At 62.1% G+C, this 14,841-nt stretch carries 12 protein-coding genes; 7 read left to right on the top strand and 5 right to left on the bottom strand.

Features of this window, described 5'->3' with window-relative positions:
- Positions 1-7: 7 nt before the first annotated feature.
- The 5 genes from JFC09_RS17090 to JFC09_RS14675 all read right to left on the bottom strand — a co-directional run bounded on the left by JFC09_RS17090 (position 8) and on the right by JFC09_RS14675 (position 6,537).
- Positions 8-913 (bottom strand): nucleotidyltransferase family protein, encoded by a 906-nt coding sequence (locus JFC09_RS17090; RefSeq protein ID WP_408610977.1) that lies wholly within the window; start codon positions 911-913, stop codon positions 8-10.
- Positions 910-2,328, bottom strand: a complete 1,419-nt coding sequence (locus JFC09_RS14690; RefSeq protein WP_198394799.1) for a sugar nucleotide-binding protein — start codon at positions 2,326-2,328, stop codon at positions 910-912. The genes JFC09_RS17090 and JFC09_RS14690 overlap by 4 nt, the downstream gene beginning before the upstream one ends.
- Before the next feature lie 8 nt (positions 2,329-2,336).
- Positions 2,337-3,338 carry a dTDP-glucose 4,6-dehydratase gene (gene rfbB / locus JFC09_RS14685; protein WP_332839789.1) on the bottom strand — a complete coding sequence of 334 codons (1,002 nt, stop codon included), beginning with the start codon at positions 3,336-3,338 and terminating at the stop codon, positions 2,337-2,339.
- A gap of 133 nt (positions 3,339-3,471) precedes the next feature.
- Entirely contained in the window at positions 3,472-4,494 is a 1,023-nt protein-coding gene (gene fbaA, locus JFC09_RS14680; protein WP_198394798.1) for a class II fructose-bisphosphate aldolase, read from the bottom strand.
- Between the two features lie 138 nt (positions 4,495-4,632).
- Positions 4,633-6,537, bottom strand: a complete 1,905-nt coding sequence (locus JFC09_RS14675) for a BCCT family transporter (protein ID WP_198394797.1) — start codon at positions 6,535-6,537, stop codon at positions 4,633-4,635.
- A 68-nt stretch (positions 6,538-6,605) separates the two neighbouring features.
- Here JFC09_RS14675 and JFC09_RS14670 point away from each other — a divergent pair, with 68 nt between their 5' ends.
- The 7 genes from JFC09_RS14670 to JFC09_RS14640 form a co-directional block, all read left to right on the top strand.
- Positions 6,606-7,949 (top strand): MFS transporter, encoded by a 1,344-nt coding sequence (locus JFC09_RS14670; RefSeq protein WP_198394796.1) that lies wholly within the window; start codon positions 6,606-6,608, stop codon positions 7,947-7,949.
- Between the two features lie 71 nt (positions 7,950-8,020).
- Entirely contained in the window at positions 8,021-9,214 is a 1,194-nt protein-coding gene (locus JFC09_RS14665) for an acyl-CoA dehydrogenase family protein (protein WP_198394795.1), read from the top strand.
- Between the two features lie 31 nt (positions 9,215-9,245).
- Positions 9,246-10,406, top strand: a complete 1,161-nt coding sequence (locus JFC09_RS14660; protein ID WP_198394794.1) for an acyl-CoA dehydrogenase family protein — start codon at positions 9,246-9,248, stop codon at positions 10,404-10,406.
- Between the two features lie 155 nt (positions 10,407-10,561).
- The gene (locus JFC09_RS14655; RefSeq protein WP_198394793.1) at positions 10,562-12,370 is read left to right on the top strand and encodes an ABC transporter ATP-binding protein; all 1,809 of its coding nucleotides are present in this window, start codon (positions 10,562-10,564) and stop codon (positions 12,368-12,370) included.
- 76 nt (positions 12,371-12,446) lie between these two features.
- Positions 12,447-13,412, top strand: coding sequence for a glycosyltransferase family 2 protein (locus JFC09_RS14650; protein WP_198394792.1), 966 nt, complete (start codon positions 12,447-12,449; stop codon positions 13,410-13,412).
- Complete coding sequence (locus JFC09_RS14645; RefSeq protein ID WP_198394791.1) at positions 13,412-14,254, top strand: alpha-1,2-fucosyltransferase; 843 nt, start codon at positions 13,412-13,414, stop codon at positions 14,252-14,254. Before JFC09_RS14650 ends, JFC09_RS14645 begins: the two co-directional genes overlap by 1 nt.
- Positions 14,251-14,841 (top strand): glycosyltransferase family 2 protein (locus JFC09_RS14640; protein WP_198394790.1); only part of this gene is annotated, 591 nt, incomplete at its 3' end. The genes JFC09_RS14645 and JFC09_RS14640, both read left to right, overlap by 4 nt.

Here is a 14,841-nt window from a genome sequence, read left to right as displayed (position 1 = left end):
CGTGCTCTCATCGCACCTGCCCAGATCTTCGGGAGCGGAATGACCGCACCCTGGCGGGTAGGAACGTGGCTGCCACCCACCGTGCGGCTGTGCCCGCCCGGCGCATCTGCTCGTTCACGAGCTCACCGCGGCTGGGGCGATGCCCCAGTTTCAGTCCCAGATGATCCTGGTTCGCTTTCAGCGCGTCTCCGACTAGCAAGCTCACTTCTCGTATCGATGAAGCGTCTTTGAATCGGGCGAACCACTGCTCTGTGGTTCCCCGGTTCGTCACCACTGCGGCCCACAGACGAGCGTGTCGCCCCGGCACCACACCAGCGTCGGTCGTCACGAGCATGAAGGGGACGTGTGCACCCATGGCGTACGCCGCGTTCCTGATCCGACGGCGCTGGGGACCTTCGACGTCGCCCCACCCCAGCCGGAAGTCCGTTCCCCTGCGGGCTCCGTTGCGTGCCGCATGGAGCAGCAGAATCAACCGGTGGTGGTCATCTGACGGCACTGCGCAAGGCACTCCGCCCAGCTCTCGGGCCAACCGATCCGACCACAGGTATTCGAACGAAGCACAGGGGCCTCGGTCGAGGCCCGGTATCCATCGGTGGACGTCTGCAGTGCCCCAGGTCGGATGGTAATACGTCGCCGCGTGGCCGAACACCGAGCCGGACCGGAAGGTAGTGTACAGCGTCCATCCCAACGACCGCAGTGCCGCTTCGAATCGTGACAACTCTGACGGCGCCACCAGGACATCGACGTCCGACCCGCCCCCACGGAGGACCCGCATCTCCTCATCGATGGCGTGTCCCTTGATGTGGAGAACACGCACCCGCGCACTCTCCGCAATCCATTGGACACACGCATGCGCGAGTCGCACATGAAGAGCCGCAGGTGGGCCGCCCACCACCGCTTCCGCGGTCGTCATGCGCGGAGGTACTCGTCGAGTCGTAAACGCCAATCTGCCGGTTCGAATCCGGTCGCCCTGATCTTACTGAGGTCGAACGTCGAGTGAGCAGGACGGGGTGCGACTCCGTCGCGACCCTCGAAGTACTGCGAAGTGGTCACTGGTCGTATGGCGTCCCGATTGCCGCCCACTGAGGCGAAGACGTCAGCTGCAATGTCCGCCCAGCTGACGGGATCCCCCGAACTCGAGACGTTGTACACCCCAAAGGGAGCATCACCGTCGAGCAGGTGCAGAGCAACGGCAGCCAAGTCCTGCGCGAAGCTCAACCGGCCCACCTGATCGTCAACCACCTCGGGACGCACGCCACGTTCACACAGGTTCTTCATCGTACGGACGAAGTTGGCGCCTTCACCGATGACCCAACTGGTGCGGACGATGTAGTGCTGCGGCACGGACTGAAGAGCGACGTCGCCCGCGGCTTTCGACTGCCCGTACACACCCAACGGTGAGAGCGGCTCGTCTTCCGTGTGGACTTCCGTCTCGCCGTCGAAGACATAGTCGGAGGAGAAGCCGAGGACGGTCACTCTGTGCTCGGCGGCCACCTGAGCCAGTCTCGCCATAGCGGCCGCATTGACCGCCCATGCGCGAGTACGCCCTTCGTCGGTCTCTGCTCCGTCCACAGCAGTGAACGCTGCCGCATTGATGACTGCGCGATAAGCACTCCACCGGATGCCGTCGAAACAGTGCCCATCCCACAGATCGCATTCTGCTCGTGTGAGGAAGTCGAGGTCGGTCCGCCCATGGGCTTCTGCATGCTTCCTCAGCGCGCGACCTACCTGCCCATTGGCCCCGAGGACGAGGACCTTACGAGGCGGCATCGGAACGACACCACTCAGCTCCGGATGGGACCGATCCTTGTCGGACATCTCGACCTCGGCCGAATCGAGCGCAATGGGCCAGGGGATCGGGGACGCGGGGTCCGCAAGGTTGAGGAAGGTGTACTCACCCGTCGCTTCGGCCGACCAGTGATCGTTCACCAGATACGAGTAAGCAGTGGCATCTTCGAGGGTCTGGAACGCATTTCCGACCCCGCGCGGAACGTATACCGCGACAGATGGGTTGATGGTCGTGGAGTAGACCGTCCCGAACGTGGGGCCTTCCCGCAGGTCCACCCATGCACCGAACACCGCTCCGCTCGCCACGGAGACGTACTTGTCCCATGGCTCAGCGTGGATACCGCGTGTGGTGCCCCGTGTGCTGTTAAAGGACACGTTGTTCTGAACAGGCCCGAAGTCCGGAAGGCCCAAGGCCGCCATCTTCGTCCGCTGCCAGTTCTCCTTGAACCACCCGCGGCTGTCTTCGTGCACGGGGATCCGCACCACGAGCAGCCCGGGAATCGGTGTCTTCTCGACCTGCAGCTCAGAGACGTTCTCCATGCGTGCGGTCACTGTCCCTGCGCCGAGTACTTCGCCTCAGTAGCGCTCTTCGCGTGCCGCCACCACGCTTCGTTGTCCCGGTACCACTGAACAGTCGCCTCGAGTCCCGATTCGAAGTCGGAGAACGACGGGGTCCACCCCAGTTCGTCCCGAAGCTTCGACCATTCGATCGCGTAGCGGAGATCGTGCCCAGGACGGTCCGCCACGAGATCGTAGTCGTCCGCTGCTCGATCGAACAGCGGCAGGAGGAGTTCGACAACTTCCTTGTTCGACTTCTCGCCGTCCGCACCGATGAGATAGGTCTCGCCGATGCGCCCCTTGTCGAGGATGAGCGCGACCGCTGAGGAGTGGTCTTCTGCGTGGATCCAGTCGCGGACGTTCGTCCCGCTGCCGTAGAGCCGCGGTCGTACACCGTCGATGAGATTCGTAATCTGCCGCGGAATGAACTTCTCGATGTGCTGGTACGGACCGTAGTTGTTGGAGCAGTTCGACAATGTCGCCTGAACCCCGAACGACCGTACCCAGGCCCGCACGAGATGGTCCGACCCTGCCTTCGTCGACGAATACGGGCTGGACGGCAGGTACGCGGTGTGTTCGGTGAACCGTGCGGGATCACCCAACTCGAGGTCCCCATACACCTCGTCCGTCGATACATGATGGAATCGGACGCCGTGTTTCCGCACCGCTTCGAGCAGCGTGAATGTGCCGATGATGTTGGTCTGGACGAACACTCCGGGATCAGCCAGAGAATTGTCGTTGTGGCTCTCTGCCGCGTAGTGCACGACGGCGTCGGACCGGGTCACCAGATCGTCGACGAGCTTCTCGTCGCAGATGTCTCCTACGACCAGCTCAACCCGGTCGTCGGGGAGGTCCGCCAGCGACTCTCTGTTCCCGGCGTACGTCATCTTGTCGAGGACGATCACGTGGTCGTCCGTCGTGCGGACGATGTGATGGACGAAATTGGAGCCGATGAAGCCGGCTCCTCCGGTCACCAGAAGCGTACGGGTCACAGACAGTCCTTTCGGTTCTCCAATCCAACCTCGAGTCTAGCGCCCCGGGAACGTTCTCAAAGACGTACCGAGCGATGACTGCCGCCCGGCTATGCTCGCCGGGCGGCAGTCTGTCAGTCTGCGTGCGGAAACGTCACTTCAGACGGTTCCCCGCAGATCCCAAGTGCTGGCACGCTTCGACGATGCGGTCGGCCATCGACGCTTCGGCCGCCTTGCCCCAAGACCGGGGATCGTAGAGCTTCTTATTGCCCACGTCGCCGTCGATCTTGAGGACGCCGTCGTAGTTCTTGAAGATGTGATCGACTACCGGACGGGTGAAGGCGTACTGCGTATCCGTGTCGATGTTCATCTTCACGACGCCGTGGCGAACAGCGGTCGCGATCTCCTCTTCGGAAGAGCCGGAGCCACCGTGGAAGACGAGGTCGAACGGACGCTCCTTGCCGACTTCGGCTCCGATGGCTTCCTGGATCTCACCCAGCAGCTCCGGGCGCAGCTTCACATGGCCCGGCTTGTAGACACCATGGACATTGCCGAACGTCAGTGCGGTGAGGTAGCGGCCCTTCTCACCCGAACCGAGGGCGGCGACTGTGGCCCGCGCATCCTCCACCGTGGTGTACAGCTTCTCGTTGATCTCGTTCTCGACGCCGTCCTCTTCACCGCCCACAACGCCGATCTCGATCTCGAGGAGAGTGTTCGCCGCATTGGACAGCTCCAGCATCTCCTCAGCGATCGCCAGGTTCTCGTCGAGCGCGACAGCCGAACCGTCCCACATGTGCGAGCCGAACAGTGGATCCTCGCCTCGCTGCGTCCGCTCCCTGGAGATCTCGAGCAGGGGCTTCACCCAGTGCTCGACCGCGTCCTTGGGAGCGTGGTCGGTGTGAAGGACTATGTTCACGTCGTAGGACTTCGCGACTTCGTGTGCGTACACAGCGAACGCGACTGCGCCACGGACGCGGTCCTTGATGGTGGGGCCGGACAGGTACTCGGCACCGCCGGTCGACACCTGGATGATCCCGTCGGATTCCGCCTCCGCGAAGCCGCGGATCGCCGCATTGACCGTCTGGGACGACGTGCAGTTCACCGCCGGGTATGCGAAACCGTTCTGCTTCGCGCGATCGATGAGTTCCGAGTAGACCTCAGGGGTGGCGATGGGCATGACGACTCCTTCTGTGTGATGCAACGGTGCGGGACGGAGCGCGGTCGGCACATGTCCGACATCGACATCCCTATGGTTTCATCCCCGTGCGGAATCCTCCACTGCAAGGGTGGAGACCCCGCTGGAGAGCGCGCGATGTCAGGGTTCCGGACGCGCGCGCCCGCTGACAGGTGGCTCCGGCTTTGCCACGTGCCACCGCTGGCGCTGATTCGACAGTCGGTAGTCGATGCGGTCGTCGACCTGCGGTCCGAAGTGGTCGCTGAAGTTCTCCTGCAGGTCTGCTCGCAGCTGGGTGTACCGGTCGACGAACTCCCCGTGCTGCGTGTAGGCATCGTCGATCTTCAACGCGCGCAACGTGGCCACCGCGACGCCCAGGAGGACCAGACTGAACGGCAACGCGGTCGCCAGTGCCGCAGCCTGCAACGCGCCCAGACCACCGGCCCAGAGGAGCCCGATGGCGATGAGTCCTTCGAGTACGGCCCACAGGATGCGCGACCAGACCGGGGGGTTCGGGTGTCCGCCGGAAGCGAGCATGTCGACGACCAGTGAACCGGAATCCGACGAGGTGATGAAGAAGATCGCAACGAGGATGATCGCGATGAAGGAGAGGATCTCTCCCATCGGCAAGGCGCCGAGGACGTCGAAGAGTGCTGCCTCTGCCGCAACTTCCTCCCCCTCCCCCACGATGGGGTCGCCGGAGTCGAATTGGCGGTACAGGCCGCTGCCACCCATGACGGTGAACCATAGGAAGCCGACGAGGCTGGGCACCAGGAGTACGCCCAGGATGAACTCCCGCACCGTTCGGCCACGGGAGATGCGAGCGATGAAGACCCCGACGAACGGTGCCCAGGAGATCCACCAGCCCCAGTAGAAGATGGTCCACGCGGAGTTCCACGTGTCGCCTTCATCGCCTGTGTGCGCCGCGGAATCGAACGTCATCTCGAAGAAGTTCGCAAGGTAGACACCCAGGGATTCGACGTAGGTCTTCATGAGGAAGAGCGTCGGGCCCAGGAGGAGGACCGTCAGCAGGACGAGCCCGGCCATGCTCAGGTTGATGTTGGAGAGCCATTTGATGCCACGGCCCACTCCGGACACCACGGACAGGATGGCGATGAAGGTGATGCCGACGATGAGTGTGATGAGCAGAACCAGATCAGCGGCCTCGACGATGCCGACCGCCTGCATGCCCGCTGCGATCTGGTTGACTCCCAGTCCCAACGACGTGGCGATGCCGAACACGGTGCCGAATATCGCGAGGATGTCGATGACGTCACCCATCCACCCTTTGACCCGCTGTCCGAACAGCGGCTCGAGGGCCCAGCGGATGGAGATCGGCCGACCACGGCGGTGGATCGCGTACGCCAGACCCAGACCGATCACGGCGTAGATCGACCAGGGGTGGACGCCCCAGTGCACGAACGTCTGCGCCATCGCGAGCCGCTGCAGCGTCTGCTCATCAGTGGGCCACCCGGGCTTCGGATCGAACGTGGCGTACGACAATGGCTCGCCCACTCCGTAGAACACGAGGCCGATCCCCATACCGGCGGCGAAGAGCATCGAGAACCACGACAGCATCCCGAACTCCGGCTTCTCACCTTCCCTGCCCAGAGTGATCTTTCCGTATCTGCTGAGTCCCACTCCCACGGAGAAGAGGATGAAGAGTCCGATGACCAGCATGTAGTACCAGCCCAGCGTCCCGACGATCCAATCGTTCGTCGTCGTGAGGACGGAGCCCACAGCATCCGGGAAGGCGATGGCGAGGATCGCGACACCCAGGATGACGGTGAGCGCGGGCCAGAAGACCGCGGGGGCCACTCCCATCGCCCCGATCCGCACCCCCTGGAGCTTGAGCTTCGCCATGATCCGCTCGTCGGAGTCCTCCTCCTGGATCTGGTAGCTCTCGGAGAGGTCGGGGTCCACGACCTCGGCGACGGTATTGGCCCAGAGTCCCGGACCGTACGTTCGATGTGCGTCTTCCGGGCTCTCGTAGTCGACATGCGCGCCGGCGGGCGTCGCAGAGTGCGGCTGCGGGTCGGTATCCATCAATCCGTCCTGTCGGTTTCACATGGCCACGGCGAGTGTAACGAGAGGAGCCCGCTTACGCTGGGGCCATGTCGAACATTGTGAGCCGTCGCACCGTCGCCGCGTGGGCGGTCTGGGACTGGGGTTCCGCGTCCTTCAACGCGGTCGTCGTCACGTTCGTTTTCGCCCCCTACCTGACGACCGGAGTCGCAGCGACAGAAGAAGCGGGATCGCAGGCACTGGGGTGGGCCACAGCTGCCGCCGGCCTCGTCATCGCACTGGTCGCGCCTGCAGCGGGCACCCGGGCTGACGCGGGTGGCCGCCACCGCTTCTGGCTGGGCTTCCACACCTTCGTCGTCGTGGCGTGCATGGCCGCCATGTTCTTCGTGAAGGACTCCCCCGAGCATCTGTGGCTGGGCCTGGTCCTCCTGGCACTGGGCAACGTGTTCTTCGAGTTCGCGGAGGTGTCGTACAACAGCATCCTCCTGTCCATCTCCACCCCAACCAATGTGGGCCGGGTCTCCGGCATTGGATGGGGCATGGGGTACCTGGGTGGGCTGGTTCTCCTGGTCCTCCTCCTCGTCACCGTCATCTCCCCCGATGTTGGACTGTTCGGCGCCGTCGACGAGGACGGACTCCGCTACCGGATCGTCGCGGTCGTCGCCGCAGCATGGTTTGCACTTTTCGCACTCCCCGTCCTGTTCCTCGCACCACGGTCACCGGTGCCCACCGGCCACGAGGACACCGCACAGGCAGCCGCTCGCACGCGGTCAGGGCTGATCGGCAGCATCACACTCTTCCTCGCCGATTACCGCCACCTCATCCTTCGGATCGCCCGACTGTGGCGGGAGGACCGCCTCACCCTCCGCTTCCTCATCTCCTCCGCCATCTTCCGGGACGGTCTCGCCGCGATCTTCGCCTTCGCCGGCGTGCTTGCCGCTGGCTCCTACGGACTCACCCCGTCGGAAGTCATCATGCTGGGCGTCGTCGCCAACATCTCCGCGGGAATCGGGGCGATCGCGGCTGGCTGGGTCGACGACAAGCTCGGATCCGCCGCGGTCATCATCGTCGGACTCATCTGTCTGGTCGCCGCGTCCATCCCCATCACGATCTCCGATTCGCCTGCCGTGTTCTGGGGCTCAGCGGTCTTCATGTGCCTCTTCGTGGGGCCCGTCCAGTCGTCGTCCCGCACATACCTCGCGCGCATCACTCCCCCGGAGGAAGCCGGAGAGAACTTCGGTCTCTACGCCACCACGGGCCGGGCCGTGAGCTTCCTGGGGCCCGTCATGTTCGCCTCGTTCATCGCCCTCCTCGGCTACCAGCGTGCCGGCGCGCTGGGGATCGCATTGGTGCTGTTGACGGGGCTGCTGCTCTTCTGGTCGCTCACGCGCGCACAGTCAGCGGAACGCGCCCCTGAACGATCGACCAATTAATTGCTAGAATCGTCCCGACGATCGGCATCCGGCATGCGCCGGACAGCCCCGATTCCCACACAGGAGTGTTTATGGATCAGCTGCTGAACCAGGAAGAGCGCGAGTTCGCCCAGCACATGCGCACCTTCTACCGCACCGAGGTGCCCGAGGAGATCCGCTACCGGGTCGCCACGGGACAGGAACTGAGCAAGGACGACATCGTCACGGCTCAGCGCATACTCAACAAGCACGGTTACGCGGTCCCCAACTGGCCGGTGGAGTGGGGCGGTCAGGACTGGACTCCGGTCCAGCGCCACATCTGGCTCGAGGAGATGCAGCTGGCCTGCGTGCCGCAGCCGCTCGCGTTCAACGCGTCGATGGTGGGCCCCGTCATCGCGACGTTCGGCAGTCAGGAGATCAAGGAGCGCTTCCTCCCCGCCACGGCGAACCTCGACATCTGGTGGGCGCAGGGCTTCTCCGAGCCGAACGCGGGCTCCGACCTCGCTTCGCTCAAGACCTCCGCCGTCCGCAAGGGCGACGTCTACGTCGTCAATGGCCAGAAGACCTGGACCACCCTCGGCCAGTACGGCGACTGGATCTTCATGCTCGTCCGCACGGATCCCAACGTGAAGAAGCAGGCAGGCATCTCGTTCCTGCTCATCGACATGACGACCCCGGGCGTCACTGTCCGACCGATCGAACTGATCGACGGCAGCGTCGAGGTCAACGAAGTGTTCTTCGACAATGTCGAGGTCCCCGTCGAGAACCTCGTCGGCGAAGAGAACAAGGGATGGACGTACGCGAAGTTCCTGCTGGGCAATGAACGCACCGGCATCGCGCGGATCGGCATGTCGAAGGTCAACCTCGCACGCGCCAAGGCGTACGCCGCGATGACGAAGACCGCACGCGGCACACTGCTGGACGACCCGATGTTCTCCGCCCGCCTCACCAAGCTGGAAGCACAGCTCACGGCGCTCGAGTTCACACAGCTGCGGATCCTGTCGACCCAGGTGTCCGGCAACGACCAGCCGGACCCGCGGTCCTCGGTCCTCAAGCTGCGCGGCTCGCAGCTGCAGCAGGACATCACGGAACTCCTCGTCGACGTGCTGGGGCCCCAGGGACTCGACTTCATCGACACCGCCACGACGGCCGACGGGTTCTCCGATCTCCCGACGGCATCCGTCGACGCGATCCGCGACTACTTCAACTACCGCAAGGTGACCATCTACGGAGGCTCCTCCGAGGTCCAGCGCGGCATCATCAGCAAGGCCATTCTGGGCCTCTGACACATCGACTTCATCGAACTAGGAGACACAGATGGACCTTGAACTCACAGATGAGCAGCGCGAACTGAAGTCGACCGTGGCGCGACTGCTGCGCACGGAGTACGACGCGGCGGCGCGTGAAGAGATCCTCCGCTCGGACAAGGGCTGGAGCCAGGAGAAGTGGGAGACCTTCGCGGAACTGGGCCTTCTGGGCCTGCCCTTCAGCGAAGAGTACGACGGCGCAGACATGGGCTTCGGAGAAGTCGCAGTCGTCATGGAGGAGTTCGGACGCGCACTCGTGCTCGAGCCCTACCTCTCGACGGTGGTCCTGGGCGGAGGCCTAGTGGACGCTGCGGGAACCGCCCAGCAGAAGCAGGACATCCTGCCGGCCGTCATCACAGGTGAGATGCTCCTCGCCTTCGCAGCTTATGAGCCCACCGGACGCTACGACCTCACTGCGCCCGCCACGACAGCGACCGAAGCTGCAGACGGCTACACGATCACCGGTGAGAAATCCGCTGTGCTGGGAGCAGCCGACGCTCACACGTTCATCGTGTCCGCCGCTGCGGACGGCGGCGTGGGCCTCTTCCTCGTCGACGCGTCTGCGCAGGGCGTGGCAGTCGACGGGCGCGTGCAGGCCGACGGAATCCGTACCGGCTCCGTCACGTTCGCCGATACGCCGGCGACACGCCTGGGCACCGGCGACGCGTCCGCCACGATCGAGCGCGTCGTCGACACCGCGAACGCGGCGCTGGCGGCCGAAGCGGTGGGGGCGATGGAAGCTTCTCTCACCATGACGGCGGAGTACCTCAAGACGCGTGAGCAGTTCGGCGCACCGATCGGCGCGAACCAGGTGCTACAGCACCGCGCCGCAGAGGCCTACGCAACGCTCGAAGGAGCGAAGTCCATGGCTCTGTACGCGAAGCTCGCAGTCACGGGGGAACAGAGTGCTGCAGACGGAGAGGGCGACTCCAAGTCGCGTCACCGTGACGTGCTCGCAGCGAAGCTCATCATCGATGACGCATCGCGTGAGATCAGCCAGGAATCGATCCAGATGCACGGTGGCATCGGCATGACGATGGAATACCCCATCGGACACTATGCGAAGCGCCTCACCGTCATCCCGCGCACGTTCGACGATGCGGACACGGTCTCGCAGGAACTCGCGTCGCTGGGCGGACTGATCGAGCCGCAGGCGGCTGAACTGGGCTGACCTAGAGCTGCGCACACCGCAACTGTTTCGTGCGCAGAAATGTTTTCGCCGGAGCGCGGCAGGTGCAGTACTCGCGAGTACTGCACCTGCCGCGCTCCGCTACGATGGGTCAGCACTGTTCGGATTCCAGAAGAACTTTCGCGCATGTTGTCCACATGAAAGAAGCAGGCGTGCTCAGACGAGTGTTCACCATCCACGACAGGCTCATCCCACACGAAAGTAAGGGATGGCTGGCTTGGGCTGCTTTGGGCTCCTTTCTCATAGCCATGATGGACATGGTCGGGGTCGCGATGACGCTCCCCCTCATGCTCGTGGCTACTAGCGCTCCAGGCAGCGAACGAGTCTTCTCGGCTCTCCAAGCAATCGGGCTGCGGAGCACAGGCACGATGATCGTCGCTCTGGCCGTCGCGGTAGGAGCAGTCTTCATTCTCAAGAGCGTGATTGCACTGGCTGTCAGATGGTGGCAGTTGGGACGCCAGAATCGGCTCGAAGGACTTGCTGCTGTGGGTTTACTCGAACTCTACTCAGCGTCTCCATACGACGTGCACCGCGCACGTGACAATGCTGACGTCCAAAGACAGATCAACTTCTCACTCGGCCAAGTCTTCAATGGAGTCCTTGGCGGATATCTGACGCTGTCCGTCGACGGGCTGACGATTGTGCTGACAGTCGTCGTCCTGTCGGTCGTCTCCCCTGTTGGCATGCTCACCGCTGCCATCGTGTTCGGCAGCTGCATTGTGGGGGTCCAACTGTTCACACGCGATCGCGCACGCAGGACTGGCATTCAGCTGTCCGATCAAAATCTCGTCGCCTGGTCATCGCTCCTTCCCCTCATAGAAGGATTCCGCGAAGTCCGACTCACAGGTAGCCGCGGCGCGTTCCTCACCCGATACCGCGAAGCTCGGATGGAGTCTGCACGAGCAGGTCGCAACTTGGCCGTCATCACAGAGCTCCCCAAGTACGCTCTAGAGATCTCACTCATCCTGGGGATCGGTTCCATTGCAGCCGTCGTCACCGCTTTCGGGAACCCCGCGCAGACAGTAGCAGTACTCGGCGTCTTCGCGGCTGCCGCCGGCCGTATCACCCCGACACTCAATCGTCTTGCGTTCACCTTCGTACAGATCAAATCCGCAAGTGTAAGCGTCGACGTCCTCGAACAGGCTCTCCAGACACTCCCCACACAGGACGCAATCACACATGCGACCCCTACTGATGACGGCTCCGGCATGTCTGGAGACATCACTCTGGAAAACGTGGGTTACCGGTATCCTGACTCTGAAGAGTGGCAAGTACGCAACATCTCCTTCACAGTTCCGTATGGGAGCTCTGTGGCAATCGCCGGATCAAGCGGTGCGGGAAAAAGCACACTCTTAGATCTAGTTCTTGGCCTCTTCACGCCGCGCGAGGGAGTCATTTCAGCAAATGGGGCGAACATTCACTCGGCGCAGGATGAATGGATGCGGTCCATCGGCGTTGTCTCTCAAGACGTGTACCTTCTCAACAACACTGTCGCGAGGAACGTCACGTTTGGCGTGCCAGACGAGGAAGTTGACATCGAGCGACTGCACCGCGCGATTTCAGACGCGCAGCTCAACGATCTCATCGATGAGCTCCCACAGGGCATCGACACCCAGATCGGCGAACGAGGGGTGAGGGTCTCTGGTGGTCAGAAGCAAAGACTGGGAATCGCACGCGCTCTATACCGCCAACCGAAAGTGCTCATCCTCGACGAGGCGACGTCCGCACTCGACAACAAGACCGAGCATCAAATCACGAAGACGATCGAGGCGCTCTCTGGAGCGCTCACGATCATCATCGTCGCTCACCGGCTCTCGACTATCCGGAACGTTGACAACGTCATCTATATGAGCAGTGGCAGCATCGCAGCACAGGGCACATTCGAAGAAGTCACAGCGGCGAACGCTGAGTTCGCCGAATTGGTAGAGCTCGGCCGCCTGACTTAAATGCCCCTGGGTTAGTATCGATAACTAGACGCACTTAAGCTCGTTCCGCCGATAAACACCGAAAGAAGTCACTGCAATGAGCGATGCACATCTCCGACCCTCTGACGTCACGGTCTTGGTGGTTGCATACCGACACGCAGACTACGTCGTCGAATGCCTCGAAAGCATTCGTCTCCAAACGGTCAAGCCTGACCGGGTCATCATTGCGGACGATGCTTCACCTGACAACACTTCGGCTGTCGTCTCCGCATACCTCACGGAACACCGTGGGTTCGGAGAACTTCACACAAATGCCGTGAACATTGGCCTCAACCGCACACTAAATAAGCACCTTGCTACAGTAGCCAGCACCTACGTGACTTACATTTCAGCAGACGACATAATGCTACCCGAGAGGATCGAGAAACACTTCACTCTCATGGACTCCGCTCCTGACGCCGCCCTTGCATATAGCGACGCATTGGTCATCGACGAAGAATCGAACATTCTACACGAGACGTCTCAACTGGAGTTTCCATGGCCGGATTCCGTAGATTCACGAGCGGCCCCCTTCGCAGCGCTGCTTCATACGAACTGGATGCCAGCAGCCTCCCTCTTTCTGAGAACAGCGCTACTCCAGGACGCGGGAGGCTACAGGGAAGATCTCTTCTATGAGGACTTTGAGCTCCTTGTGCGGCTTTCCAAGCACCACCAGTTCGTTTGGACAGAAGAACCGCTTGTGGGTGTCCGTCGTCTTGCAACGTCACTTGGATCGACTGGGTTCTCCTCCACAAACCCGGCATTCCTGATCGCTCTGGATGCGGCTTTGCGACATTACAGCGATGCCGCTCCTCCACTCCGAACATCTGCCGCGTCAAAGCGCTGGGAACTGGCGAAGCGTGCCTCAGCATCATCGATGCCCGCCCGAAAGTCGCTGGCCCTCCTCTGGAACGCTCGATCGGGAGCCTCGAGCCGTCTCGCTAGTTCCGCACATCTGGCCAGGTGGGTGCTGAATATCGGCCGCCGATTGTTTTCGCGACCTAGTGCATCGAGGTCTCACTGATGTTTCGCATAAACCTCAACCGAGCGCTGGACCTGATCCGCGCACGGCCGGGCTCTCCAGAGGTCCAATTCACGCCAGAAGCCGTACGGGGCGGCAACATTCTCTACTACTGGCAGTGGGCGTTCGCTGGAAGAGCCCTTGGTATGCGTCGGTCTGTTCTGGAAACCGACCAGATGGCCCGGTGGCTCCAGGAATTCCCCGCCCTCAAGCAACTCACAGTGCCGCGAGCCGACATCGGTCTGCTAGATCAGCGTACGTTCGCGACGCGGCATCACTTCGGCACGAGCTTCACATCTGCGGAAAATCTCGCCTTCAGCCTATGGCTGCTCCAGCAGACACCTTCATTCGGGTCACGAGTGGCGTCTGCGCGCGAATTCGTGACCGCTCAGACCTGTGTGCTGAACGTCCGCCGGGGCGACTACTACTCCGTTCCTGAGTTCAGAGCGGAGTTTGGCATTGATGTTCGTAGTCATGTCTCCGAGGCCATCCGTATACTTAAAGATTTGGGAAGATGGACCGAGCAGATATTGATAGTGTCTGATGATCCTGACTGGTGCAGAGAGAATCTCCTTGATGTGCTGCCCGGCGATACGCAGTTCGTCCCTCGGCGCATGGATATGTTCGATGATCTTGCAGCCCTTGCTGCCGCCCGAACTCTCATCCTCGCAAACTCGACGTTCTCCTACTGGGGAAGCTTCTTCGCGAATGCTCTTCAACCCGACCATATGGCAGTGGCGCCGCCGTTTCACCAGCGGCTCAAAGGCAGTGGGGTCGTCACCGATCTGTTCGATCCAGAGTGGTCAAGAACAAGCCTTCCACGTGAGCAGCGCGACGCTCCATGAACACCGCATCTCCTCGCCTCACTGTGATCATCCCGTGCTTTCAGGCTCGCGACATGCTACCTGTACAATTGCGCTCGCTGTCCACTCAGCAAAACGCGCCGCCTTTCGAACTACTCATCGTTGACAACCGTTCCACCGACGGTTTGGCGGACATCGTCGCTGAGTACCGGCCATCACTCATAGCGGCGGGCGTCACCGAGGTACGCCTCATCAATGCCCATCAGGAAGCTGGCGCCTCGTACGCTCGCAATGTGGGTGCGAGCCAAGCCTCCACAGAACTATTGGTGTTCTGTGACGCCGACGACTGTGTTTCTGCCTGGTGGTTGTCGGATGCGACTGCGCTTTTCAGTCAAGCAGACGCGTTCTCCGGGAGCGCAATCCCCGTCGCCGCTTCTTCGTTCGGAGACAACGTCGAAGAACTTCGCGCATTGATCGAAAGCCCTACCCGAGACTTGCCTCGGTTGCGCCCGCAAGAAGATCTAGCAATCCCAATTCTTATGGGTGGAAACTTTGGGATGCGCCGAAGTCTTTACCGGCTCTTCGTAATTGAGGGTGTAGACCCAGGTGCCGGGGATCCGCCCGTGTCG

It is taken from the genome of Brevibacterium yomogidense, from assembly GCF_016107685.1.
Lineage (GTDB): Bacteria > Actinomycetota > Actinomycetes > Actinomycetales > Brevibacteriaceae > Brevibacterium > Brevibacterium yomogidense.
The sequence above is the reverse complement of the archived record's forward strand: the minus strand, read 5'-3'. Positions and strand labels throughout refer to the sequence as shown.

Excerpts from the sequence above, each read along its gene's own strand:
- JFC09_RS17090 (WP_408610977.1), bottom strand. The coding sequence starts at position 913 with ATGACGACCGCGGAAGCGGTGGTGGGCGGCCCACCTGCGGCTCTTCAT.
- JFC09_RS14690 (WP_198394799.1), bottom strand. The coding sequence starts at position 2,328 with ATGGAGAACGTCTCTGAGCTGCAGGTCGAGAAGACACCGATTCCCGGG.
- fbaA (WP_198394798.1), bottom strand. The coding sequence starts at position 4,494 with ATGCCCATCGCCACCCCTGAGGTCTACTCGGAACTCATCGATCGCGCG.
- JFC09_RS14675 (WP_198394797.1), bottom strand. The coding sequence starts at position 6,537 with ATGGATACCGACCCGCAGCCGCACTCTGCGACGCCCGCCGGCGCGCAT.
- JFC09_RS14670 (WP_198394796.1), top strand. The coding sequence starts at position 6,606 with ATGTCGAACATTGTGAGCCGTCGCACCGTCGCCGCGTGGGCGGTCTGG.
- JFC09_RS14665 (WP_198394795.1), top strand. The coding sequence starts at position 8,021 with ATGGATCAGCTGCTGAACCAGGAAGAGCGCGAGTTCGCCCAGCACATG.
- JFC09_RS14660 (WP_198394794.1), top strand. The coding sequence starts at position 9,246 with ATGGACCTTGAACTCACAGATGAGCAGCGCGAACTGAAGTCGACCGTG.
- JFC09_RS14655 (WP_198394793.1), top strand. The coding sequence starts at position 10,562 with ATGAAAGAAGCAGGCGTGCTCAGACGAGTGTTCACCATCCACGACAGG.
- JFC09_RS14650 (WP_198394792.1), top strand. The coding sequence starts at position 12,447 with ATGAGCGATGCACATCTCCGACCCTCTGACGTCACGGTCTTGGTGGTT.
- JFC09_RS14645 (WP_198394791.1), top strand. The coding sequence starts at position 13,412 with ATGTTTCGCATAAACCTCAACCGAGCGCTGGACCTGATCCGCGCACGG.